At 36.2% G+C, this 25645-nt stretch carries 20 protein-coding genes; 7 read left to right on the top strand and 13 right to left on the bottom strand.

Translation table 11 applies throughout. From position 1 onward, the window contains the following. Nucleotides 1-197: 197 nt before the first annotated feature. From C406_RS0109845 to C406_RS0109855, 3 genes are all read right to left on the bottom strand, one after another. Nucleotides 198-1538 (bottom strand): PDDEXK-like family protein, encoded by a 1341-nt coding sequence (locus C406_RS0109845; RefSeq protein WP_017380450.1) that lies wholly within the window; start codon nt 1536-1538, stop codon nt 198-200. A gap of 179 nt (nt 1539-1717) precedes the next feature. Continuing rightward, on the bottom strand, nt 1718-2764 hold the full coding sequence (locus C406_RS0109850; protein ID WP_017380451.1) for an ADP-ribosylglycohydrolase family protein: 1047 nt from the start codon (nt 2762-2764) through the stop codon (nt 1718-1720). A 114-nt stretch (nt 2765-2878) separates the two neighbouring features. After that, complete coding sequence (locus C406_RS0109855) at nt 2879-4306, bottom strand: amidase family protein (protein ID WP_017380452.1); 1428 nt, start codon at nt 4304-4306, stop codon at nt 2879-2881. A 305-nt stretch (nt 4307-4611) separates the two neighbouring features. Between C406_RS0109855 and C406_RS0109860 the strand changes: the two genes are divergently transcribed. Continuing rightward, complete coding sequence (locus C406_RS0109860) at nt 4612-5052, top strand: YtoQ family protein (RefSeq protein WP_017380453.1); 441 nt, start codon at nt 4612-4614, stop codon at nt 5050-5052. A gap of 498 nt (nt 5053-5550) precedes the next feature. On the opposite strand, the gene C406_RS0109875 is transcribed toward C406_RS0109860, so the two are convergent. From C406_RS0109875 to C406_RS20730, 4 genes are all read right to left on the bottom strand, one after another. After that, nucleotides 5551-6816 carry a M48 family metallopeptidase gene (locus C406_RS0109875; protein WP_017380455.1) on the bottom strand — a complete coding sequence of 422 codons (1266 nt, stop codon included), beginning with the start codon at nt 6814-6816 and terminating at the stop codon, nt 5551-5553. A 109-nt stretch (nt 6817-6925) separates the two neighbouring features. Next, nucleotides 6926-8107, bottom strand: coding sequence for an MFS transporter (locus C406_RS0109880; RefSeq protein WP_017380456.1), 1182 nt, complete (start codon nt 8105-8107; stop codon nt 6926-6928). Beyond that, nucleotides 8097-8516, bottom strand: coding sequence for a MarR family winged helix-turn-helix transcriptional regulator (locus C406_RS0109885; RefSeq protein ID WP_017380457.1), 420 nt, complete (start codon nt 8514-8516; stop codon nt 8097-8099). Before C406_RS0109885 ends, C406_RS0109880 begins: the two co-directional genes overlap by 11 nt. A 490-nt stretch (nt 8517-9006) precedes the next feature. Further along, the gene (locus tag C406_RS20730; RefSeq protein WP_192812596.1) at nt 9007-9249 is read right to left on the bottom strand and encodes a hypothetical protein; all 243 of its coding nucleotides are present in this window, start codon (nt 9247-9249) and stop codon (nt 9007-9009) included. 102 nt (nt 9250-9351) lie between these two features. Here C406_RS20730 and C406_RS0109895 point away from each other — a divergent pair, with 102 nt between their 5' ends. The 4 genes from C406_RS0109895 to C406_RS0109910 all read left to right on the top strand — a co-directional run bounded on the left by C406_RS0109895 (nt 9352) and on the right by C406_RS0109910 (nt 13876). Next, nucleotides 9352-10116 carry a DeoR/GlpR family DNA-binding transcription regulator gene (locus C406_RS0109895; protein WP_017380459.1) on the top strand — a complete coding sequence of 255 codons (765 nt, stop codon included), beginning with the start codon at nt 9352-9354 and terminating at the stop codon, nt 10114-10116. After that, nucleotides 10113-11420, top strand: a complete 1308-nt coding sequence (locus C406_RS0109900; RefSeq protein WP_017380460.1) for a four-carbon acid sugar kinase family protein — start codon at nt 10113-10115, stop codon at nt 11418-11420. Before C406_RS0109895 ends, C406_RS0109900 begins: the two co-directional genes overlap by 4 nt. After that, nucleotides 11417-12430, top strand: a complete 1014-nt coding sequence (pdxA, locus tag C406_RS0109905) for a 4-hydroxythreonine-4-phosphate dehydrogenase PdxA (RefSeq protein WP_017380461.1) — start codon at nt 11417-11419, stop codon at nt 12428-12430. Before C406_RS0109900 ends, pdxA begins: the two co-directional genes overlap by 4 nt. Nucleotides 12431-12502: 72 nt before the next feature. Then, complete coding sequence (locus tag C406_RS0109910; RefSeq protein WP_017380462.1) at nt 12503-13876, top strand: GntP family permease; 1374 nt, start codon at nt 12503-12505, stop codon at nt 13874-13876. A gap of 225 nt (nt 13877-14101) precedes the next feature. Here C406_RS0109910 and C406_RS0109915 read toward each other — a convergent pair whose 3' ends face one another. From C406_RS0109915 to C406_RS0109940, 6 genes are all read right to left on the bottom strand, one after another. Further along, entirely contained in the window at nt 14102-15232 is a 1131-nt protein-coding gene (locus tag C406_RS0109915; RefSeq protein ID WP_017380463.1) for a hypothetical protein, read from the bottom strand. Between the two features lie 121 nt (nt 15233-15353). Then, the gene (locus C406_RS0109920; RefSeq protein ID WP_017380464.1) at nt 15354-16385 is read right to left on the bottom strand and encodes an McrC family protein; all 1032 of its coding nucleotides are present in this window, start codon (nt 16383-16385) and stop codon (nt 15354-15356) included. A gap of 1 nt (nt 16386) precedes the next feature. Beyond that, complete coding sequence (locus C406_RS19880; RefSeq protein ID WP_017380465.1) at nt 16387-18936, bottom strand: AAA family ATPase; 2550 nt, start codon at nt 18934-18936, stop codon at nt 16387-16389. 278 nt (nt 18937-19214) lie between these two features. Next, nucleotides 19215-19697, bottom strand: a complete 483-nt coding sequence (locus tag C406_RS0109930; RefSeq protein WP_017380466.1) for a hypothetical protein — start codon at nt 19695-19697, stop codon at nt 19215-19217. Nucleotides 19698-19950: 253 nt separating this feature from the next. Then, on the bottom strand, nt 19951-22485 hold the full coding sequence (locus tag C406_RS19885) for a DEAD/DEAH box helicase (RefSeq protein WP_017380467.1): 2535 nt from the start codon (nt 22483-22485) through the stop codon (nt 19951-19953). Nucleotides 22486-22555: 70 nt separating this feature from the next. Continuing rightward, nucleotides 22556-23566 carry a hypothetical protein gene (locus C406_RS0109940; RefSeq protein WP_017380468.1) on the bottom strand — a complete coding sequence of 337 codons (1011 nt, stop codon included), beginning with the start codon at nt 23564-23566 and terminating at the stop codon, nt 22556-22558. A gap of 265 nt (nt 23567-23831) precedes the next feature. Between C406_RS0109940 and C406_RS19890 the strand changes: the two genes are divergently transcribed. Both C406_RS19890 and C406_RS0109950 read left to right on the top strand, forming a co-directional pair. Further along, nucleotides 23832-24188 (top strand): helix-turn-helix domain-containing protein, encoded by a 357-nt coding sequence (locus tag C406_RS19890; RefSeq protein WP_017380469.1) that lies wholly within the window; start codon nt 23832-23834, stop codon nt 24186-24188. A 382-nt stretch (nt 24189-24570) separates the two neighbouring features. Then, nucleotides 24571-25125 carry a recombinase family protein gene (locus C406_RS0109950; protein WP_155966725.1) on the top strand — a complete coding sequence of 185 codons (555 nt, stop codon included), beginning with the start codon at nt 24571-24573 and terminating at the stop codon, nt 25123-25125. Nucleotides 25126-25645: the final 520 nt, after the last annotated feature.

The raw sequence follows: 25645 nt of genomic DNA on the forward strand, positions 1-25645 counted from the left end.
GAAGTAAACTAACAATAGTATTTTGTTCTAATTAAGTGTTTTTTATGTAATAACCACCGTCCCAGGAACTGCTTTAATTATTATTAAGCCACTTAAAAATAACCAATCAAGTTTCTGTGGAAATCTAAGCACATTATTTTAAATATAAAAGAGGACGATTAGGGAAAGAAATCCTGATCGTCCTTTATTTTAGCTTACTATATTGTTTGTTCAAGACTGATATCTAACCGTGCCAGTGCATCCTTAAATGATTCACTTGATGTCAACTCTTTAATGGCCTTATAAACAGCATCCATATTACTCCAATCGTTAACAATTACTGTATTAGTAAATAAACGTGTGTATCTAGAATTTACCGTCTTAGAAGATTCTTTAATAGAAAACCCATTTTCCTCAAGTGCTTTTAATAATTTGAATCTGTAATCATACTCCATGTTACCAAGTTCAAGGTAAAGCTTAAGTCTATCTTGAGTCTTTCTTTCAAAGAAAATTATTAAACCATACCCCAGCCAATAGTGACCTTTATCGTTAATCTTAGTAAGTAATTCTCTATAATTCGTCCAACTTGTGTTCAAATAACTCGGATTTGTTTTAGAAGTATCAAATTGATTTTCAGGTAAATTATTTTCAACTGCAAAACGTTCAAATGCTTTATTCAGTACGTTTGCGCCTTCATGATATATAAAATCAATTGTATCTTTAGAGGAATAATAGACATTTCTCATCCACTGAAGTTCATCCTTAGCTTTCAGTGTAATTGCATCCCTATATGGTTGATGATGTTTACGCGATCTAACCCCCTCATTGTTCAATATAAACAAAAAGTTAATAGCTTCGCTATGTTTTTCGTATATTTCTTCAGCCAATATTAAACGGTCCTCATCAGGGACTAACCGTTCCTGCAAAACATCTAAATAATTTTGAAGAAAGATTAATACTTCTTCACTTATAGCGTCCGTATAGAATTTTAAAATAAATTCCAATACCTCAACTACATCTGAATAAAATAATGTCCAATAATTTGTGTTAGAGGGTTCATCTTCACGAAGAGTAAGGTATACCGGAATAAATGTATAATCCAAATATGCAGGATTAGTTAAAATAAATTCTTCATAGTCATTTAATTGATTAATTGATTCCCCTGAATCGTATTTATTTTCAATGAGAATTACCATTTTATTTTCTTCTGAAACAAGAAGAAGATCAATTAGCCGCCTTTTATCCGTCGGCACTTCTCGCGATATTTGCCAGTCTCCATATTTAAGAGAAAGAATCTGTAGAAAGTCATTTGATTGAGAAAGCAATTGATCATTCTCAGACTTCATATATATTTTGGCAATTAACTTTTCAAGAAACACAGAGCCTAACCCATGGTTCCCTTTGTAATCTAGAAGCCATGACAAAACATTAGAATGCCTAATCTCAAAACTATCTACTCTTAATACTTTAAGTGGGTTAAACGCATTAAATTTTCTATTCAACTTTTCAAAATTGCTATTGTGAATCAAATCTGCAATGTTCTTTAACTCAATTATCATATAAATTCTCCTTTCTATCCTTTTAATGATTAACTGATAACGTGCAAATAACTTTATAAACGACAATGCACTTTCTAATGTTTTGCTCTTCGGAATGGCCACACTTCTTCAAGTACCTAATTTTGTTTTTAAATTAATATTTTAGAACATTGCTTATACTTTTCATGTCTAGACATCTATTAATAACCGGGATAACGCTCCCACCATTCCTGAGTGTCTCGATGCTCAATGAGCAAATCATCAGCAATTTGTAGAATACTGTCACTCAATTCAACCTTGTCTACCCAATCTGTAGGAATACTGTTCAATCCCAAATATGCTCCTACAATATTACCTGTTATAGCACCAGTACTATCGCTGTCACCGCTATGATTTACTGCTGTGATTAAGGCTTTTTTGAAATCATCCTGGTATTTCAAAGCACAATATATTGAAATTGCTAGTGCTTCTTCACCAACCCAGCCCTCGCCCAGTTTTGAAATTGACTCTGCATCAGAAAAGTCACTCTTAGAAAGGCCTAGAGCCTGCTTCAAGATGTGAGTGCACTCCTCTGAATCTTTATGTTTTTCAAGCTCTATCAGTGTGTTTTTGACCGCGGTTTCTATGTCTTGCTCCTCTATAATAGAAGCAATTAGAAATGCTAAAGCTCCAGCTGATAGGTAACCGGATGGATGTCCATGAGTAAGAGCAGCAAACTCTGCCGCCCTATGGAAAGACTCTGAATTTCTATAAAATAACCCTGCAGGAGCCACGCGCATAACCCCTCCACAGCCCTTGCTGTTATTTATATGTTCATTTATAGAACCTTGTTTCCTGCTTGAAAGAGCGGATACACAAGTATTACCTGGAGCCCGCCTTGCATGAAGTTCTTTTATCCCAAGTAACCACCCATTATAAATCCATTCATAATCTTCGAATCTTGTATGTCCCTGTGTCAGCAACCATCTCTGATAGGCAAATGCTACGACTGACGGTGGATGACAAATCCCTTTTGTTCTACCTCTATTTTCAGCTCTCAAGATTCCTTCGGCTGTAAAAAGAGTCATTTGCGTATCGTCTGTTATCTCCGATTTCCCAGATGATGATAGTTGTAAGTCCTGAATCCCATTAGGACCATATCGCTTGATGATTTCATTTAATTCCAGAAATTCTACAGGCCAACCAAGAGCATCACCTATAGCTCCCCCAATCAAACAGCCTCTAAAGAATTCTTGGTTTCGCTTCATAAAATTAGGCACTCCTTTTTAAAAGCTAATCGATGTCACTCCACCGAGATAGATTAAAGTTACGTGATTCTTACAAACCCACACTGTGCTGCATTGGCAGCCTTTTGTAATTACTTAAAATCTCGGAGCAACTCTTTTCTTCGTAGCCTGCTCATAAGAATATGCTAGTTCAATTAATCTTGGTTCACTATAAGCCTTTGCACTAAATGTAACCCCAACTGGCATGCCTTCAGCTGTGTATCCGGCAGGGATGGTTATCGATGGATAACCTGCTTTTGCAGGTATTGCTGCACCAAGGTTGCCCTCAAATAATAAAGCATCTAAGTTGTGCTCAGCCATGACTACATCAATTCCATCGTTAGCTGAATTTTTTAAGTCTATTTCACGATGTTCTAAGTAAGTTTGATCGTAAGGATCATCACTCATCGTTTGAGCCTTTTCAAGTTCAATTTGTCCGAATTTCATCCTAACGTCTGGGTCCTGTTTATTAAATTCTATAAGATCTACTAGTGATTTAATTGGAACTTCATTTGAAACCTTACGTAAATAAGCATTTATATCATGTTTGAATTCATGCCACAAAACAATAGAAGTGAAACTTGTTTTAGGAATTGTTACTTCTTCAATAATGGCACCCTGTAATTTTATCTCTTCAATGGCTTCATTAATTATCTTTCTTTCATCTGTATCTACAGCGCTTAAGAACGATATATCTACACCGATTCTAGCTCCATTTAATCCTTCTGCTATTAAATTTTTCGTATAATCTTTTAATGCCTTTCCTTTACTCGTTTTCGTAATTGGGTCCATTTCGTCCACTCCAGTTATCACGCCAAGTGTTATCGCCGCATCTGTTACCGTTCGAGTCATCGGTCCTGCAATATCTTGGCTGTGTGCAAGTGGAATAATGCCTGTTCGACTAACTAACCCAACAGTTGGTTTAATCCCAACTAATGAATTAGCACTTGCTGGACTCAGGATTGAACCTGAAGTTTCCGTTCCAATCGCCACAGCAGCGAAGTTAGAAGCAATCCCCGCTCCAGAGCCTGAACTAGAACCACCAACACTACCTGCAATAAATGAACTTACTCCATAAGGATTTAAGACCTGTCCACCTAATCCACTGTATCCACTAGGTACATCTTCTGTCATAAAGTAAGCCCATTCACTCATATTAGCTTTTCCAAGAATAATAGCCCCAGCTTGTCGCAGTTGCTTAGCAACAAATGAGTCATCTTTGGCAAAGTTATTTTCAAGAGCAAAGGCTCCTGCAGTTGTTGGCATGTTGTCGACTGTTTCAATATTGTCTTTTAAAATAACAGGAATGCCATGTAAAGGACCTCGAATGCCTTTATCACGAACTTTATCCAACTCAGTAGCTATTTTTAAAGCATCTGGATTAATGCTTACTATTGCGTTGATTTTTGGACCATTGCGATTATAAGCTTTTATTCTATCTAAATACATTTGAACTAATTGTACCGATGTCATTTGATTTGCTTCGTATGCTTGTTGAATTTCTGTAATGGTCTGTTCTTTCATGTTGATTCTCCTTTTTGTGGTGCTATTTTCACTACCAGATTTTCAAGAGAAATTACTTCTCTTAGGAACATAATCGATGAACCGGAGATGTTTAGTTGTTTATTTTCAGAGAACTCCCTACTTCTATACTGTTAAGGTATTCATAATTTTATATTACCATCTCCGAAGTAATATTCCGGTTTTTAATTTTGAATATTACAATAATACATGATCACTGTTATCACAAAAGAGCGCATGACCGTCTGATTTCAATCCCTCTTTCGAAATATGATACACTGAAAGAAATGGATTTTGGAGGGTGAATCATGAGACTGACCGTTTATCTTGCAGGAGAAATTCACAGTACTTGGCGCGAAGAAATTAAACAGAAAGTCCTGGCACTCAATCTGCCAGTCGATTTTATCGGTCCGATGGAAAATCATGACCGTTCAGATAATATCGGAGAAGAAATCTTAGGGGAACAGCCCGGTGCCGTATATAAAGATGCTGCCGCTTCAAGCTTCAATAATCTGCGGACCAGTGTATTGATGCACAAAGCTGATCTGGTTATCGCCTTGTTCGGCGAGCAATACAAACAATGGAATACGGCAATGGATGCAAGTGCCGCAATTGCTAGCGGCAAGCCTGTCATCATCATCCGTCCTGAGAAATTGCATCATCCACTGAAGGAGCTTTCCGCTAAAGCCAGTGCCACAGTCGATACTTGCGACAAGGCCATCAAAGCGCTGTCCTATATTTTTGAATAGAATTTTGAGTGGATGTAAAATGGGGAAAAGATGCTGTGGTAAGAGCATCTTTTCCCCATTTTTTTGTTAAGATGAGCAGCTTTTAATGAGCGGACTGCATCCCTTGAAAGCGACTTTTCTCATTTCGTCCACTTTAATAATTTCATAATTCTCCCCATATATGTTTAACCACCGTCCCTGAAGCTGCTAAAGTTTTTGAGTTTCGACATTTCCCGGGAAATATGTCGAAACTTACGAATTTATACGACTTTGTTATTGCGAGCTCTCAAGGTCTAAATTCATACATTGAAAATGGAGGTGAAAACAAAGCAAATCAAAACTCAATGACGCGTGAGAAAAAAATGGAAATCTTCCAAAGCGATTAATGGTGAATATCATCACACTTCAATTCCATTTTGTTTTTGATTAAGCGATTACTTCTTTGACGGTTTTTGAAACCAACGCATTGTCTGCTTTACCAGCTACAAGTGATTTGATGGCCTTCATGGCTTCACCCCCTCACTCTTTTGATTCATTTTCATTTGTCACTTTATTTATTCTTTCTAGCATTGTCGGATGTGAATATCGAAACCATTTTACGAGTAGTGGAGGATTCACTTCATTTAATCCTGCTTTCGTAAGTTCTTGAAAAGTTTTGACAGCTGCTTCCGGGTCGTTCATTAGGTCGATTGCATACTGATCAGCTCTTATTTCCTGATATCTAGAACTATAATTTGAAATTGGACTTGATACGAATAATAGAAAAGATGTAATAAGTAAAAATAATGGCAATGAATGAATAGCGTTTACTCGTTTAATTTTTAATACACGCCCAAAGCGATGGATGACCCAAGGCATTATTTTAGCAGTTAACCAGAGCCCAACAAGCATCGTTAGGATATAACCAACGATTTTGAAGTATATATGTTTCTCCACATAATGCCCCATCTCATGAGCCATAATGAAGAGAATTTCATTTTCTGATAAGCGGTTTAAAGTCGTATCCCATAATACAATTCTTGAATTATTCCCTATCCCCGTAACATAGGCATTTAGAGCATTTGTCTTTTCCGCCATGTTAACTTCATACACATGATCTGCTGGAATTTTTGCTTGTTCAGCCAACGCGAGAATTTTCGTCTCTAATTCTTTATTTGTTAGCGGATAAAAATCATTATATAGGGGGTCGATCACTACTGGTTGAATAAACATGAGGAAAATGGAGAAAGGAATCATTAGTAACCAGGCATTTAACCACCATCTCTTTGTGCTTTTATTTATAAGCCAATATAGAACCGTTACAATCACTACAGTCGTTCCTAAGTTAACCCAAAAATCTATGACATTATCACGCATCCAAGAATTGAAAACTTGGGTACTAATCCCATATTTTTTACTTAAAGAATATACGTAATAGTCTAAAGGAAATAAAACAATAAATGTAAGAACAGACAGTAAAAATACATATGCTGCATTTTGAAAAATTACCCATTTACCTCGTAAAGGAATCCATCTTTCAAACGCTAGAGAAAGTCCAGTAATCAGTATAAATAAATAGACAAGCCATTCAAATGGTATTGATACAAAAAAGAGGAAATTTTTTATTTTTGAATATTCCTCACTAAGATACAATTCTCTCTCCGTCAGAAAAACATTCGGATCTGCAACAGTTCCTTTCAAAGTTGATGGAATACCCCCACTGCCACTATGAAAGATATAAACATACATCAACAGAGCATATACCCCAAATAATAAAATGGCTACAATTCCCCATTTTTTCGCCAAAACCACTTCATCTCCACTCTCTCTCTACATACATTTAGTGTACTCAAAAGTGGAAAAGATAGTACTATTCAAAAAAATATGCTTTGTTCCAACTATTCTATTAAGAAGCTTATGCTGTATTAGGAAGTTGTTTACGTATGACCATTGAATAATATACAGCTATGAATAAAACAAATATAGCCATAAACAAATATAAGTTTGAATAGCCTAAAGCTCCTGCTACAATACCTAAAATGAACGAACCTAATGCAACTCCAGTATCGAAAAACGTGAAAAAGGTAGCTGTTGCGTAAGTACTTCGTTTATTTGGTGATGATTGAATAGCGAGTGCTTGGAAACAAGGTAACAATGTACCGTATCCTAAACCGATTAATCCACCAGCGATTAGTAGCATCGTTGGAGTACTCGTTATACTGAGAAGATATAAACCGACTGCATAAATAATGAGTGAAGGAATGATAACAATATTAGGTCCCATTGAATCAAACAGTCTTCCTGTTATAGGTCTAAACAAAATCATGACGGCAGCAAACGTGACGAAAAAGAAACTAGCGGCTTGGACCATACCTATTGACTGTGCATAAATTGAAATAAATGAAAGTATACTTGCATAGGAAAAAGAGACAAACATGCCAACCATTGAAATGGCTAGTGCTCTTTTTTCAAATAGATCCGACCATGTAATTCTTCGTCTCTCACTACTACTAACTGGTACGACTTCATCTTTAACTTTAACTGCTAAACTACAAATCAAACCAATAACCCCGATAATTCCAAACAGTATAAAAATCATTGTGTAAGAGATCAGCGGTTGTAATGTCAAGGCAATAAATGGACCTGCAACCAACGCTACATTCATTGACAACCCAAAATAGCCAATTCCTTCTCCTCTACGTTCGGGAGGAACCAGGTCAACCACAACTGAAATAGTCACTGTCGTAGCAATACTAAACGAAATACCATGGATGAGTCGCAAAACAAGGAAAAGACTAATGTCATCAGTTAATGTATATGAAAATGTAGATAAGGCAAACGCGCTCATACTCAGGATCAACATTCGCTTTTTACCAAACTTTTCTATAATCATTCCTGAAAAAGGTCTAACAATTATGACTGACAAAAAGAATATCGTTGTAACTAGCCCGGCCTGTGCAACAGTGCCACTAGGTAGATCCAGAATATATAGAGGTAAAAGTGTGATGAACGCATAAAGTGCAACAAAAATAAAAAAGTTACTAACAGCAATATTAATAAAATCTCTTGTCCAAATTGGTTTTTTATTAGTTGTCATGATCAATACTCCCCCCGACTTTTTTTAGTAATTCGGAGAGTTGCTGAAGTTCAACTTCGGATAATGATGCGAACATTTTCTTCTCAACGATATCGACTCGAGATTTAATTTGCGGAATCAATTCTTTGGCTTCATGAGTAAGATGAACTGTTCGCTCGCGCTTATCCTTTCCTGCTTGTCTCGTGATAAGTTTACGATCTTCTAATTTCACGAGCGTTCTTGTTATAGTAGGGGCTTCTACATGTAAATATCTCCAGAGTTCGGTTTGTGTCATGGAACCGAATTCATTGAGACAAAAAAGAATCGACCACTGTGCACTATATAAGCCAAATTCTATTAAAGTTTCGTTGACTTCTTTAATAGCAAGCCTCGATTTTTGATTTATTTCATGAAATATCAAATTAGTCATCTCTTTCCCACATTACTTACCTAGGTAAGCAATTATCCCTTCCGAAGTATACGGTCTATTCTTATTCTTGTAAAGAAATTAAGAAAACAGGTTTATTGCTATCGTAGATGCAACTAACCTATCCATTGTTTGAGTATCCTTTCTATAGTGCTTAGCCCAGTTAACTAGTCTCATATTCGCTTAAAATAAACTGTTAGAACGCTTTATAAGAAAGAAAACAAAGGGCTGCCGAAATTGTATCTTCGGCAGCCTTGTTTAGTTATAGGAAGATATTCTTCTTTGGTTAATATATATAACCACCTTCCCTAGGTCAGAAATAAAACGCGATTGTTTAAACTTTCATGTTTGTTTCTGTCCCAGGGACTGCTTATTTTTTTCGAGCCACTTATATATTCACTTCGGCTGACATCGGACATTTTACAAAGTTGAGATTTCTTCAGCTGATACTTTCGAATGACATGATTTATGACTTCGTATTTCTCAGGTGATTCTAGAACTGTTTCCTCACCTGCCCTTCTAGTTCTTCTAGCTTTTTTAGTAGCTCCAGTTCGACCTCAAGGTATTTTATCCGTGCTTCTGCCTTCTCTAACTGCTTTTCTGTAGATACGTCTTTAGTAGAAGCTCGACCGGCACTAGCTTTTCCGCGGTGCTCCTCCTGAAAATCCAATTCCCCATGAGAATAAAATGACTGACAATTCCCTATATTAATCAAAATAAAATGTTCATATTGCACATGTTTTGTTAGTTATAAACAAATAGTGTTGACATTCTTGAAAGAAACTAACATACTATGATGAAAGTGAACGCGCTTACATCTAACGAAAGGGTGAATCACATGACGCCACATGAACGAAAAAAGAAAATTTTGGAAGCTCTCATACTTTCAGGAAAAGTAGATATTTTCGAGCTAGTTGAATTGCTTAACGTATCGGCAATGACGGTGCGCCGTGACTTAGATGAATTAGAGAAACAAAAGAAGTTGATTCGCACCCATGGTGGTGCAGCTTTACCACAAGTCTTGATTGGGGAAAAAACCTTTGAGCAAAAAATGTCTCATGCCCATGCACAAAAAGCTGAAATCGCTGAAAAAGCAGTCAAACTGATTAAAGATGGCATGACAATTTTGCTTGATTCAGGTACAACGACGTTTGAAATTGCAAAGCGTCTAAAGCAACGTACGAATTTAACCGTTGTGACAAATGATATTAAGATTGCATCTGAAATAATGGATAGCAAGCTTGAAATCATTTTAATTGGTGGGCGTGTTCAAAATGATGTAGGGGCTGTATTTGGTCCATATGCTGAAGGCATGCTTAAAAATATTCATGTCGACATCTTTTTCTTAGGTGCCCATGCGGTTCATGCATCATTTGGCATCACAGCGCCCACGTTTGAAAAAGCTTCGATTAAGCAAGAAATGATCAAAGCAGCTGAATCTGTCTATTTAGTGGCAGATGCGACGAAGTTTGATCAAAAATCATTTGCGAAAATTTGTGACGTAGATTCAGTAACAGGCATCATAACTGATCAATCACTACCTGCTGAAACGGAAGAAGTGTTTATTGAATTAACCGATTTCATAAAGGGTGTGAACAAATGAAGATTGGTATAATTGCCGACGATTTGACTGGCGCCAATGCGACGGGTGTGCGCTTAGCAAAAAGTGGTTTTATCAGTGCAACCGTTGTGTTTGATGGGGTGGTACCGACAAAAGGCGGCTTCACATCCTTAAGTATTGATACAGACAGTCGGTATTGTCCTCCTCAAGAAGCAAGAATACGCGTATTAAAAGCGTATGAGCAACTGTCCACTTGGGGTGCAAGTGTTATTGGCAAACGTATTGATAGTACGATTCGTGGAAACTTAGGCGCAGAAACAGATGCTTTACTTGATGCACTTGGTTCGAAAAGTATTGCAGTGGTGGTGGCATCATATCCAGATTCAGGACGTGTAGTATCAGGTGGATATTTACTCGTTGAAGGTGTTCCTGTTCAAGCAACGGATGTTGCAAAAGATCCTATGAACCCAATTACGAATTCACACGTACCAACTTTAATGACAGAGCAGAGTCAACATTCTGTAGTACATATCGGCCTAGGGACTGTACTTAAAGGCAAAGCAGCAATTGAAGCCGAAATGATTCGATACATCCAAGCGAGTCACCGAATTATTGTTGTTGACGCAGTAACAAATGAAGATATCGATCATATCGCGGAATCAATGGCTTCAATTGAGGATACTATCCTTATTCCAGTTGACCCAGGTCCATTAGCTGCATCATATGGTCGAATGAAAGCTCATCAACATATTCAAAAAAGTAAATGGCTTGTAACAGTTGGCAGCGTAACACCTTTAACAGGTCGACAACTTCGCTACTTAATCGACAAAACGAATTCGAAGCCTGTGTATGTAAAAGCTGCCTCACTCGCTTCTATATCGGCTACCTGGGATGCTGAAATTGAACGAGCGGTAGACGAGGCATTGAATCAATTGACCAAACAAGATTTACTCATTATCACAACGTACACACCTACTTCAGAAGTTCTAAACTTGAGTGAGCTCGCATTAAACGAAGGTGTGACAGAAGAAAAATTAGCCAAACGCATTACCGAAGGGCTTGCACGCATTACACATCGTGTCATTACACAATCGAAAGTACCAATCGATGGGACATTTTCAAGTGGTGGAGATGTTACAGCTGCACTTTGTGCAGTTAGCGAGGCGGAAGCGATTGGTTTACAAGATGAAGTGTTGCCTCTTGCCGCATACGGCCGATTTATTGGTGGCTCATTTGATGGTATTCCAGTTGTCACTAAAGGCGGCATGGTCGGTGATAAACAATCAATTTATGCATGTGTGAATTTCTTGAAAACTAAAAAACATGAAGGAAGTGTATTGATATGACAGTAGAACGTGCAATTATCGCAATCCCTATGGGAGACGCAGCAGGTATTGGTCCAGAAATAACGGTTAGATCTTTAGCGAAACAGGAATTTTATAACATCTGTAAACCATTAGTAATTGGAGATGCAGCTGTACTTCGAAAAGCAATTGAAGTTACTGGGGTTGATTTGAAAGTTTCAACTGTAGATTCACCAGCTGCAGGTGCCTATGTATTTGGCACAATTGACGTGATAGATTTAGCAAACATCGATTTAACAACATGGGAACCAGGAAAAGTTCAAGCCCAATGTGGTCAAGCTTCATTCGAATACGTTGCACATGCTGTTGAACTTGCAATGGCTGGCGAAGTAGCAGCTTTGGCAACAACACCGATTAACAAAGAATCTCTAAAAGCAGCAAAAGTACCCTATATCGGACACACTGAAATGCTTGAAGATTTAGGGAACACCCCTGACCCACTTACCATGTTCCAAGTGCACAGTTTACGCATTTTCTTCTTAACTCGTCACGTATCTGTGAAAGAAGCAATTTCTCAAATGACTAAAGAACGCGTTCATGATTACTTAATCCGTTGTGACAAAGCACTACAACGTCTAGGAATTGAAAACCGCAAGTTAGCAGTAGCAGGCTTGAACCCACATAGCGGTGAAGGTGGGTTGTTCGGCAGAGAAGAAATGGACGAAATTGCACCTGGTATCGAAGCTGCAAAGCTTGATGGTATTGATGCGTATGGTCCTGTGCCTGCAGATTCAGTATTCTTCCAAGCGTTAAACGGGAAGTATGATGCCGTTCTTTCTCTTTACCATGATCAAGGACATATTGCAGCTAAAATGACTGACTTCCATCGTACTGTTTCTATCACAAATGGTCTTCCATTCTTACGTACATCAGTTGACCACGGAACAGCGTTTGACATTGCTTGGAAAAATATCGCATCAAGCGTAAGCATGGAAGAATGTATTAAACTTGCGGCTCAATACGCGCCTAAATTCACAAGAGAGTCACTTTAATTTAGTAGTTGATGAGGGAGGGCTTACGCCTTCCTTCATTTAAATATACATTTGAAAGGGGTTACATGGGATATGACAGCAGAAACACAAATGATTTTTGGGTTAGCTTTAGGGGTATTCGTATTAATTCTACTTGTCTTAAAAACTAAGGTTCACGCATTTTTAGCATTAATTATCGCAGCATCAATTACAGGACTTGTAGGTGGAATGTCCCCTCTTTTAGTTGCAGATTCCATTTCGCTAGGATTCGGTAACACACTCGCCTCTATTGGTATAGTTATTGGCTTTGGAGTAATGATTGGTCGTGTACTTGAAGTAACAGGTGCAGCGGAAAAATTAGCTTATACCTTAATTAAAGTGGTAGGGAAAAAACGTGAAGAGTGGGCAATGGCCATTGCCGGTTACATCGTATCAATTCCTATTTTTGTAGACTCTGCATTCGTTATTTTAAACCCACTCGTGAAAGCGTTATCACGTAAAACCGGTAAATCAGTTGTGACACTTGGTGTTGCTTTAGCAATCGGTTTAGTAGCAACCCATCATGCCGTACCGCCAACGCCAGGTCCACTTGGTGTAGCAGGAATTTTCGGTGTTGATATTGGGAAAATGATTGCATGGGGACTCATTTTTTCCATTCCAATTATTATTGTTGGTGTCTATTACGCAAAATGGTTAGGAACAAAAATTTATCAAATACCAGACGAAGACGGTATTGGTTTCATTCGCCCGACAACAGCAAATGTCTATCAAGAATTTTTGCAATCTTCAGATGAACGTGAACGAGAACTACCATCATTATTCAAATCATTGTTGCCGATTTTATTACCAATCGTCTTGATTTTTATGAACACGACGATGACAGCACTTGAAATTTCTGGTGGAGCAATCGATTATTTACTATTTTTAGGAAAGCCAATTATCGCAGTAGCACTTGGTTTAGTAGCAGCAATTTATTCATTAGCAGGATATTTGAAACGCGAAGAAGCCATCGAACGCATGGAAGAAGGAATGACAACAGCAGGGATTATCCTTCTTGTAACAGGTGCTGGTGGAGCACTTGGTCAAGTACTTCGTGAAAGTGGAGCTGGAGACTACATCGCTGAAGTAATTGCAGCTATGCCACTTCCAGCAATCTTGATTCCATTCTTTGTGGCTTCAATTGTCCGCCTAATTCAAGGTAGTGGAACAGTGGCAATGATAACAGCAGCTTCTATTTCTGCCCCAATATTAGTGAACTTAGATGTAAACTTAGCACTAGCCGCACAAGCTGCAGCACTTGGTGCAATGGTATTCTCATATTTCAATGACAGCATGTTCTGGGTTGTAAACCGTATGTTAGGAATCAAAACAGTTAAAGAACAAATCATGGTTTGGTCAGTCCCAACGACTTTAGCATGGGGAGTATCATTAGTAAGCTTATTAATCGCCAATATGTTCTTTGGATGAGTAATAGAGTGAGAGAATCGAAACGCGAATATGCGTTTCGATTCATTTATTGTATAAAAGAAGAGATATTTATTTACATTGTTATTCCCATTATATCTACCGAACACAAAGCAATTTCAGCAGCTTTTGGAGTTCATATATAAGTTGTAAGAGAAATCTCAAATATTCTCTCCCCCACCAACTCAACCATTCTTTAAGATTGAGTATTCACATGCATGGTCGAGTCTAATTATAGCCATAATATAGCATCTTTTTGACATGTTTAGCTGCATGAAGTAAACCGTCATAGCTTATTCTCCCATTTCCAAAGAAAGGGGTTACAAGCAATAAAATTGTTCGATTATTAGTAAGATTAAATTCATGTAGATAATATTGTTCCTCATTATATTTCCAGTTCTCGGCTGTTTCAATTTCTAAAGAAAATTGGTTATATATTAGTTCAGTTAGATTCCTATCGTAGGAGACGATAATCTTAACATTGTCATTTTTAGTTAGTGTTTCTTTAATTATTTCAAATCTCTTTTCTTCTACATCCTGTTCATAGGATTTCACTGACTTCCAAATGGAATGATACGGTTCAATACTCGCTCTTGAAGGTTTCGGAAGAGGCATCAACTCTGCAAGGAAATGATTTGAATTAGATCTTCCTAATGTTTTTGAGGAAAACAGAAAATTTTCTATAGTAGTAGCGTTGACTTGAGCACCATCCAATTCTAATAAAAATGCTGCCATAAAACGCCAAACAGTTGGTCCTTTAAACGATTCTAATGGAACATTGTACAGGTCTTCCCAAACATATTGAAAATCCATTTGAAGGATAAAAGTAGAGCGGATTTCTAAACTTTGTCTTAAAGTTTTAGTCTTATTTCTCCAAATTTCTGCCCCTCCCTCTTCCATTCCCATAAACCAAATTGGTGAATTCACTTGGCCATAGCCAAGCCAATTAAATAAGCAGGAATCAACTAAATTATTAAATGAAATATCTTCTGTTTCTTCTATTGAAATAGGACTCACATCATTTAAAGAAATTGAGGTTAGTTCGTTGCCTTCTATAGCAGTATCGTTTAATGATTTTAAAGCAATGAGGATAATTTCCCGTAACTGAGACTGAGTAAAATCTTTAATTTTAATCCAGCCACGAGGATCAACTTGATATCCTTTTTCATTAATCACTTCTTCATTTATATATTTACCGTTTACATAACCATTGCCGTTTGGGTGAAGTTGAGTAGCAAGCATTTTAGATCTTTTCAAACTATGTGGATATACATAATTAACCCGATTATCACTTTTTAATTTTTCATTTAGCTCAGGGAAGGAATTGAAAATGGATCTTTTCATTTCGAAATTAATCAAATATATTACTCCTTTGATAATATGACCTCACTATAGCCTTCTTTATGTTGGGAACAATTTTAAAAGGAAAAAATACATCAAGTTGATGTGTTTTTCTCTTTTCTTGTTATAAATTCAGCTTTTATTTGCAAATCAACAAGTCTAATAGCTTCTGATATATATTTTCCCAACTTGCATCCAAATCCAGAGTAATTACTTCCATTGTCATACGCTCGTCCCAAAGGTAAGTTTCATCTACAATTACTCCGTTGAATGGATAAATCAATATTCCCCTTATATTCATTTCTTTAGGCTGATGTTGTAAGTAAGTGAATAGTTGATACATATTATGGCTGTGGAATGAAGATTTCCCGTGATATTCTTGGAAGATATTCTTATAAAACTTCGCATCGATGACAATTTTTTCGAGACTATTTTTATGTGTCAGGGAAACATCTGTCCTCATAGAAGGTAGTAATGATTGACTGCCTTCGAGTTTCCAATGCATGATTTCTGAAGAAACCAGATAATCTTGCTGTTCACGTCGGTAAAAGTGGAACAAGAATTTTTCAAAAATTTGATTTAATGCTCTTTCGTCTAATGTAGCCGAGAATAAACTCCAGTTGCCTTGTTTATGAGATAACAACGTTAACTCATGTAGCAATCTAGCGATATGTGTCATCCGTTTATAATGAACATTGTGTCTTCCAAAATATAATTTTGAAAAGATTTCCTTCGATAGTGGAGGAGAATCGACTTCTGGCATCAATTCCATATACATAAAGCTGCGTTTTCTTGTCTCTTTTTTCACGTATCGATTCATAGAAATTGCTCTCAAGGTAGATTTCATCACTTGGTTTAATAAAATATCCGCAGAATATTCATCTTTCTCACAGACAACAATAGGTATTCTTGCCACAATATAAGGCATGGAATCGTTCATTAACAAACGTCCACCCAGTCGGTTGGTGGATTCCGTTATACCCACATAATTCTTAATAATTCCACGACGATTTATAGCATGAACTTCACTTAAAAATCGATTGGCAATAAAGTCATATGTAATTAAGTCTTCATCTATATCGTTTATACTCTCTATTAAATCAGGCATCTCATTCACATAACTCAGTAAACAGAATAAGTTTCGAATGGGTACTTTAAATGTAATCTCCATATTAGATTCCCTCGATCAATGACTTAACTATTTCAGGACGATCAAAGAAGTACTCCTCTAATAGTGGAATGATCTCAAAAGTAAGGATTCCTTCATACCAAACGTTCTCATCCATATTCTCTGGTTTTGAAGTAAAGAATGAATGTCCAATTGCATAGCCATTTCCTAATTGGAAATCAGCAATAATTTCTTTGTTAATCTTCTCCACAGTAAATAATATTCGAGAAACCATTTCAGCAGTAACGCCGGTCTCTTGAATTGTGAAAATCCATTTCTCATTAAATAACGGAATAAGCGTCACAAAAGCAAAACGACGACGTAGGGCAACTTCCAACTGAGCCAAAGATCGATCTGCGGTATTCATAGTCCCGATTAAAAATACATTACTTGGCACCGTAAACTTGTACTTTGAATACCCCATCGTAACAAACTCATCTCGCTTATCACGTTCAATTAACATGAAAAGCTCTCCGAAAATCTTAGATAAATTCCCACGATTAATTTCATCGATTATAAAGTAATAATCCTTTTCCGGATTTTCTAATGCACGCTTGCAAAAGTCATAAAATATACCGAATTGAAGCGAAAATCCATGTTCATCTGGTCTGAATCCCATAACGAAGTCTTCATATGCATAATTTTGATGGAATTGAACCATTTCTACACGACTCTCATCTTTTATACCCATCAGTGAATAGGCAAGTCGTTTCGACACATAAGTTTTACCGACGCCAGGGGGGCCTTGCAAGATTATGTTTTTCTTGTAATTTAATAAGTTGGAAATGGTATCATATTGTTTTTCATCAATAAATACTTCCTTTAAGAAGTTGTTTTTCGAATAATGTTCATATTCCTCAACAATAGTAGCAATATGAGCAGTTGCAATAGCTTCTTTTAAGTTGCTTTTTAATCTCCAAATGAAATGATGATTTTCGGCATATTCGCCTTCAAACAAAACACACCAATAGCAGACTGTACCGTCTTCACGTTTAATCACGTCTAATCCCGTTGATGCTAAGACACGTTTTCCTAAATTCGCAACAGGAGAATTGAACGATGAGACATGTTTTTCCAGAGCAGTCGCCAACTGAGTTGTTGTGGCTTCGCCTCCAAGTTCATACATCTTTTGAAGATACACTAAATCAGTTTCTTTAAAAACTGTCTCGTCATGTAGCATCTCTTTCCAAGTTTCCGTACTGATTTCTTGACTGTAAGCAACAGGTTCTTCATAAATCACTTCATTTTGAAAACCTTTAGAAACTTCTATCATTTTCTGTTTAAATCTATTAAACGTAAAATCATTCATGGTAGGAATGTCTTCTAAATCCATTAGACCATTTTGTGGGTGTTGAGCTCCATATAACAACCCATATTCCACCCTTCTTTCATTAATTGAAACGAAGAATTGTGGAGCAGTTTGGTGATTCGTGTGTCCATTTTCATAAACAGCAGTCCAACATTCTGAGTTCCCAAAGTTTTGATTCCAATTAAAGCCATTGAGCACTTTTCCTTCAACAAAATTCAACTCTTTAAGTTCCTCGATTTGCTGAATTGCTTCATGAATTTTACGAAGTTCTTCCTGGACTTTTTGCTTTTTATCCGCATAATAGACTTGGAATAGAATTGTGAAGTTATTCCATGCTTGCAGGATGTTTGTCTCGTACTTAACTTTTACCTGATTTTTGATTTCTTCCATTTCAACAAGATTAATTGAACCAGATTCAATAATTTTATCTATCACCATAAACTTAATAAGATTTACTTTTTCACTATTTCGATACCGTTTGTGGAGTGAATCTAATGTATTCGTATCTAGTTTTACAATAGCCTCTAATATTAGTGCTGGTTGCTTCATAAATTGATTCAGCTCTACTGCTAATCCATGTAGATACTCGACAGCACTTTCGACTTTCACTTGAGTGTACTGTGTGCTGCAGAAAAAGAAAGCTTGAATGTCCAGAATGGTTAAATCTGAATAGGGTTTCTTTAAGTGTTCAAGTGCAATCTCACATATCTGTAGATAAGTTTCATAGTTGTTGCCCTCGGTACCAAGTTTGATTTCAATACCATAATCCTTTTTCAAATCTGTAAAAACTTCGTATTTATAGATGGGATACTTTTTATAATCAAATGCTGCAAACAAATAACCAAACATTGGTGCACCTAATGCAATACTCGGATTAAACGCTTTCCCTTGTTCCCCAAACAATTCCACTCGATCTTTAATAGATAAATCTGAATAAAATAATTGATTCAGCAACTCTGCAACTTCTGCAGGTCTCGCCTCTGTGTACTTAACCAAGTCGCCAGGGCTACTCCCATGTACAAAGCTCCCTTCAGAAGGATTCTCTTTTTGCATTTTCTTTACAATATCTAATACCGTGTATTCATTAATGTCCTGCCCTTTTAGGAATTCATTTAAACGGGATAAGACTTTTTGTTTGTATGACTCGTCATATAACTCGGATTCTTTAAATGTTAAATATCTTTGAAATGAGATATCAATATAGTTATCCTTTAACAAATGTTTCTTAAGTTCTTCATAAGTCATTTTTAAAACGCTCCTTCTATGTAGTTAGAATTAATAATTCTCAGTTATTGCTGCTCTTTCATAATTATTAGGTGAAAGAGATTTTATATTTACATCGTTCTTCCCTTCTGGCAATGGTAACATATTACATATACCATTTCTTTTACTTTTCAGAATTTAAAAGGAGGTACTTTGTTGGATTATCAGACATTGGCAAGTGAAATAAATCTAAATAAAAAAGAGATCATTGAAAATCTTAAAGAAGAGTCGATCGCTGTTTACGATCACAAATTTTTTCATCACTTCCCTCTGAATCCCGGTACAATAAACCATGTGTCCCCTACCTGCTCATTTAACTCGTTATACTCGGCCACAGAATCATTATGCAAAACTATCAAATTCTCATAATTCTTGCGGTACGCCTCTAAATCCGCTATGAGCACTTGATAGTTCCTGGAATCCAGTTGGTATGACTGATAGCTTTGCTGATAATTCGCATATACCGTTGTTGGCATTCCATTCGGATACTGTTGTACCAAACCATTCATTTCATGCTTACGAAATTCCAAATCTTTAAAATATGTATGTATATTCGCTTCCCTCTCTTTTAAGCCAGCCTCCCCCGTTCGAAGTTGCGCACCATAGGAATCCATCATCCCTTTTAACAAACGCATGCGATCATGCTCTGCCTTTTCACTAAAATACTGAAATCCTACAAATACCAAATTAAATGCAACAAATAATCCAACAATAGAACCAACCAACTTCATAATAGATCTCATCCCACACCTCGTGTCGATTAATATATCTTTTCTTCTATTATAAATGGCATTTCTTGAGACATTTGTCGCTTCCTGTCGAAAACAGTAAAAAAACATACTTTTATGAATTTGATCAAAACAAACCACAAAATATGCTAGCACCGTAATCACTCGCACTAAAATTGAAAGAAAAAAGAAAAAGCAAAGTGATCAGCTCACTTTGCTTAATCCTCTTTCTTTTAGGCAATCTTCACCGGGTGAAAGTGCATCAAATCTACCCCTTAATAATTATCTTTTCTACATGATGCCAACCCAGTTCGCGTTGTACATATTCTAATAGACTAGGTAAGTTATTTTCAAGCCACTGTGGATTATTGCCATTGTAAAGATTGATGGCCCATGTATGATAGTTCTTGCCGTTTCTTCTTTGACTGTGCTCTAGATTATAAAAGGCTTTGCAATGATAAACGTGATTTACAATTCTTGCGATGATATTTTCAATGTAATCACTTGATGAACACTCAAAAAGAATCATTTCTTTTGGTGAGCTTAAAGGCGATATAATTGAACTGTAATCGATTTCATTTACTCCCTTAATTCCATTACATTGTTTGCAAAGTGTTTGAAGGTTCGAAGGTGCATTTTTACCACCCATAGCTACAGGTAAAATATGATCGATTTCCAACGAGACTCCTTTTCTTCTTTCCTTGCTGCAACAAAGACATTGATAGTTATCACGTTTATAGACTTGTTGCCTAATTTCTTCTGTTAAAAGCATAGGTTGTTGTTGTTCCGGTCTACCTTTACCGGTTATTGGCTCAACAATCTCAGTTCCAATTAAAATTCGATTCACTGCATAGTCAAAGGCTTTCTTAAAGTTTATAGAATTTCCGTAAAGTAGTTTCCAAAGCTTGCCTTCATTATTAAACAGGTTCATTAAATAGGCATGACATTCACGTGTCGATGTATCAATAAGTTGTAAAGCTATTCTATCTAGATCGTATACGTTTCTTTCATTAAAATTAACAAACTCGGGTTTACTTCCATTTTGAGCAATATGTCTAATGATTTTAATAATATTAGAATAAAGATTCTCGTCTAAATTATCCTCTTCATTATTAAAAAACTGTGCAGCCAAAGAAGTGGCAACAGCTAATAAATCATCATCTTCTAACGCTTCATTTGACCAGGTAACAAGATTTTTCTTCATTAATGAGTCAATTAACTCTTCATATTTATGACTATTAAAATCGTATACAACTATGCTTTCCAAACAACTGACAAACTCTTCAGTTCCACTATCTTCTATAGAAACCGTATACTCTGCCGCGTACCAACCCAATGGTATCAAGCTTAAATAAGGAAGGTTTGGATAGCTAGTATACATTATATCCCTACTTACGATTTCCACAAGATGAGTAGAAATCATATCAAACGGATTTCTTCCTTGCATTACGGGTTTATCAGTGCCCAGCTCCCCGCCTTTGGTGATATCTACAAAGGGTAGAAGTCTTTTCCAGTCATCCATAAACAAAACGATGTTGGCGTTGTCTTTATCTTTCCCGCCTCCAGCCTTTCTTCCTCTAAGTGCACGTCCAACCATTTGTGTAAATAAGATTGGACTCGTCGTTTGTCTTGTGATCATGACTGTTTTAACATCCGGCACATCAACACCTTCAGTTAACATCTTCACATTAACTAAGACGTCATATGCTCCATTTCTAAAGTCTTTCATAATAGCTTCGTTCTCTTTATTACTTCTACGTCCTCGTCCATCAGCAAATAATTCATGACTGTTTTCAATTTTAGAATAAATGGCATTCGCTCTTATTCCTTGAGATTTTAGTTTTTCTACTATATATTCACATTGAAACCAGCGATCTGCAAAAATCAACGTTTTACCGTAGTTATCTTTATTGCTTACGTAATCACTCACAATATAGTTATTTCTCGATGCATCATTTGCAAGCTTTTCAATAATTACCTCTGGTAAATCCTTGTGTTTGCTTGTTAGTCGTTTATATAATTTATCGTCAACTTCAAATACAATGCCTGTTTGTTTTTCAATATATACGGGAACGGATAAGATACTATTTGTTTGAAGAACATTAATATCAGCTTTATAACAAATCCCTTTATTGTATATTTCCCATAACCAGCCACTTATCCGTTGATCATTATGAACAGGAGTAGCTGTAAGACCTAAAATATAGAGATTCTTCATACTCTCTCTCATTGAAATTAATAAGTTTCTGCATCCATAGGCAGGAGTATGATGTGCTTCATCAACCACAACAAAAAACTCGTCGTCAGAAAAACTATCTATATACTCTCTAAATGGTGTGTGCATTGTATTGCCCTGACTATTCACCGCTTCAGTAGAATACGCACGAATTGCTGTTTGGGTAGTACAAATGACAATATCATCAGAAGGAACAATACTCCCTGCATTTGAATGATGATCACTACTAGAAACAACTCTCAAGTTAATCGTATCTCTGCCGTTAATATTATGTATCTCGCTTTTAAACGTTTGTGCAGCCTGATCAAGTAATGTAGAAGACTGCGCTAACCAAAGTACTTTAGTCCCTTTAGAAATTATATTTCTACATATCCAATTTACTGCAGTAAATGTTTTCCCACCACCCGTTGGTAAAACTAACATCGTTCCTTTGTATCCCGTTATTGGAGTGGTTAGCGTACTGGAAAGAGCACCAAAAGCTTCTAATTGATGCGAGAATGGTTGTTTCTCACCACCCGTTCTTCTTTCTTTGACTTCCTCGACTTTGTAACTTGTGTATCCAGACATGAATATCCCCCTATCATTGATTTACTTTTTAGTACTCTCTATTTTTTTCGATATTTCATAAAATCAATGATTAAGTTAAATCATAGCGATAGGTAACCGTGCTGCTCTTTCCACTTGGCGGAGCATAAATAACTTCGTATGAAAATAATCTCAAGCTAGACATAGCCCCGCAAACGGAAGGATAACTGTTTTTCAGATTCATTGCCAAATGGATGTCACGAGCACATATATCTCCTGTCTTTTCGCCTGTAGCTTTTTCCGCAAGAAGAATCTCGGTAATTACAGCTCGGATGTCCTCTGTTCTATTAGAGCTGCTTGAGGAATTTTTAATGTTAAGTGGCCTAACTGAATCTTTAACTCGGAATTCGCTTGAAAAATTGATTAAACGTTCGATCATTAGAATATCCTTTTTGACGGATAAAATTTCAGCTACTTTCCAAAAATACATATCGATTGTTTTCATTGGAGTGTATGTTAAATCATCAGTTGATGTTTCGTCGATAAAACTAGAAAATTCTTCTTGATGCTGATCATAAAACGTTTGCAACTGATTAAATGAACGTTGGTTAAACTGACCAGACACCCCGTGAAGTCTTGCTGCTTCTCTGAAAAATCTGTCATACGCTGGAACTACCCCATATACCCCTAATAGAATTTTTGAAGTCAGTGTATCTGTAATTTCAAGATGAGTTGATTCTTCTTCCTTTGCTTCATGCATTAGTGGTTGATAAACAGCCCTTGTATCAGATATTAGTTGATTCAATAATTCTTGATCTTGCTGATTATTGAAATTCAGCACCGTACCATCAAAGAAAAATCGATACTTTTCTTTCTTCACGACATTTTCAATGAATTCCTTATGTATTAAATAATCCCTTTGCAGTAAAAAAGAGTTTCGCAACATCCCCCAGCTCGCTAAATAGAATGCGAGATGTAAACATGCATGCTCCACAACTTTTGGGTTATCTAAATCATGGTGATTCTCTTTAAAAAACTTATAACAATGTTCCCAGGACTTGAACCGATGATTGTCAAACTTTATCGTTTCATTGTGGTATGCGAACAACACTTCTTTAATCATCATTTCACCCCTAAATTATGTATTTATATCTAGGTATTCGACAATGTTATATAATTTACCTTTATTTCCCTTAGGGGTGAAAAATAGATAAAGAAATTTGCTCCCTTCCTATAATTCTATCAATTCTAGTTATTGAGATGTTATAATATTCTAATAACTAATATTTTTATCGGTACTTAAAACTTTTGGCTATAAGGTTTTTAGTACTTAATATTACATAAGGTTAGGTTAGATTAATTATTTTAATAAAAAGGGAATGATGTTTTTGAATGATTTTGGTCAAAAGTTAAAGGGTTTAAGAACAGCAAAAAATATATCTCCTGAACGTTTAGCCGAGGAAGTTAAAGTTACAAAAAGCATGATATGGAGTTACGAATTAAATAAAAAAGTACCAACTAATATCCATTTAGGTAGAATCAGAGACTATTTTGAAGTTACAATGGATTTCTTTTTAGATCGAGAAAAGAAAGTACCTCTCAATAAAAACCTACACACCTATGAAGAAATATTCAATAAATACAAAATATCCATTGATGATATTCAAATCAGTAGGGAAGAATTATTAGAATCTATTTCCTATATCAGAGCAAAGAGAATTATGAAAAGTCAGAACTTAATATAACATTATATTTTCTTGAAGTTTATGGAAAACACCAAAAATTAAAATTGTATATGAACTGCGATGACAATTGATTAATAACTCACTAGGATTCTTTATTTACAATCATTCAAAATGTTACCTATCTATTTCGCCTTACTTCTACATGTAAAATATACCTACTAATTAGGGTTATCATTAATAATGGTTACCTTTTTTTATTATTTAGTTGGAGGGCAATCTTATTCATTTATTAACAGATCTCGTCCTTTTCTGAACACGAAATAAATGGTTAAAAAAACATCATTTTGGTTTCATAACGTTCAACAAAACTCTGTTCATTAACTATGAACATATTATCTTATGTCTAATTAATATGGAATTAAAATGGAAATCAGGAATGACTTTGTTATTTGGATATACTCGAGTGTCAACAGGTTTACAAAAATTGGATTTGCAAGCAGACGCACTTACACAATATGGATGTGTGAAAATTTTTCACGATAAAATGAGTGGGTCAAAAAAACAACGACCTGGATTAAAACAAGCCCTTCAATATGCTCGTCAAGGAGATACCATCGTTATATGGCGATTAGATCGTTTGGGCCGGAACATGCAAGAATTGATTTACCTAGTCAATAATTTGAATGTGCAAAGTATTGGATTTCACAGTCTTCAAGAAAACCTGACTATGGATCGTAGCAATGCAACCGGTCAATTGATGTTTCATCTCTTTGCAGCATTTGCTGAGTTTGAAAGAAACCTTATTCAAGAACGTTCAGCTGCAGGACGAGTGGCGGCTAAAGGACGGGGGCGTCTTGGCAGCCGTCCAGAGAAATACGGAGAGAAAGATGTGGAAATGATGAAAGCTCTTATTGATGGAGGCACACCAATCAAAGATGTAGCCGAAAGATGGGGTGTTTCTCGGACCACCATTTATCGTTACTTGGAACGTAAATGATTTGGCTACAAAAGAGCGTGACTTAATTGTGTTGGATATACCTTTGTTAGACACGACTAATATAAGACGGCTTAGGAAAGTTCTTTCGTGGATGGCAGAAGAGTAAGGAAATAGTATTCGAAAACGACAGTGTGAAGGAACGGCTGGCTTTGCAAAATGGAGGATCTAAGGTTCAGGTTACCGATAAGTGGCATTTGCGCGAGAAAAACAAGTGAGATAACAACAGTTAATGCGATGCATCAAATCGGGGTGAATAACGACGACTTTTAATAAACTACTCAGAGAATATGGAAACAGATGAGTATATAGTAGAGCTACATAGTGAAAATCAAGATTGGTTCTTAAAGAAGACTTTTTTTGCTAGCCTGGGTGGTTAAAAAAGCAAATTTGGTATTTAAAATAAACGAAAAAGCCTAGGTATAATTATACCTAGACTTTTTCCGGTTTTTTTTAAGTGTAAAACCGTCTAAAACACATATGATAACGTTGAAATCAAACAGTTCCGAGTTTAAATAAATAA

Origin of the sequence: Paenisporosarcina sp. TG-14, assembly GCF_000297555.1 — a bacterium.
Classification (GTDB): Bacteria; Bacillota; Bacilli; order Bacillales_A; family Planococcaceae; genus Paenisporosarcina; species Paenisporosarcina antarctica.

Coding starts and splice junctions, on each gene's coding strand:
- C406_RS0109845 (WP_017380450.1), bottom strand. CDS start 1,538: ATGATAATTGAGTTAAAGAACATTGCAGATTTGATTCACAATAGCAAT.
- C406_RS0109850 (WP_017380451.1), bottom strand. CDS start 2,764: ATGAAGCGAAACCAAGAATTCTTTAGAGGCTGTTTGATTGGGGGAGCT.
- C406_RS0109855 (WP_017380452.1), bottom strand. CDS start 4,306: ATGAAAGAACAGACCATTACAGAAATTCAACAAGCATACGAAGCAAAT.
- C406_RS0109860 (WP_017380453.1), top strand. CDS start 4,612: ATGAGACTGACCGTTTATCTTGCAGGAGAAATTCACAGTACTTGGCGC.
- C406_RS0109880 (WP_017380456.1), bottom strand. CDS start 8,107: ATGACAACTAATAAAAAACCAATTTGGACAAGAGATTTTATTAATATT.
- C406_RS0109885 (WP_017380457.1), bottom strand. CDS start 8,516: ATGACTAATTTGATATTTCATGAAATAAATCAAAAATCGAGGCTTGCT.
- C406_RS0109895 (WP_017380459.1), top strand. CDS start 9,352: ATGACGCCACATGAACGAAAAAAGAAAATTTTGGAAGCTCTCATACTT.
- C406_RS0109900 (WP_017380460.1), top strand. CDS start 10,113: ATGAAGATTGGTATAATTGCCGACGATTTGACTGGCGCCAATGCGACG.
- pdxA (WP_017380461.1), top strand. CDS start 11,417: ATGACAGTAGAACGTGCAATTATCGCAATCCCTATGGGAGACGCAGCA.
- C406_RS0109910 (WP_017380462.1), top strand. CDS start 12,503: ATGACAGCAGAAACACAAATGATTTTTGGGTTAGCTTTAGGGGTATTC.
- C406_RS0109920 (WP_017380464.1), bottom strand. CDS start 16,385: ATGGAGATTACATTTAAAGTACCCATTCGAAACTTATTCTGTTTACTG.
- C406_RS19880 (WP_017380465.1), bottom strand. CDS start 18,936: ATGACTTATGAAGAACTTAAGAAACATTTGTTAAAGGATAACTATATT.
- C406_RS0109930 (WP_017380466.1), bottom strand. CDS start 19,697: ATGAGATCTATTATGAAGTTGGTTGGTTCTATTGTTGGATTATTTGTT.
- C406_RS19885 (WP_017380467.1), bottom strand. CDS start 22,485: ATGTCTGGATACACAAGTTACAAAGTCGAGGAAGTCAAAGAAAGAAGA.
- C406_RS0109940 (WP_017380468.1), bottom strand. CDS start 23,566: ATGATTAAAGAAGTGTTGTTCGCATACCACAATGAAACGATAAAGTTT.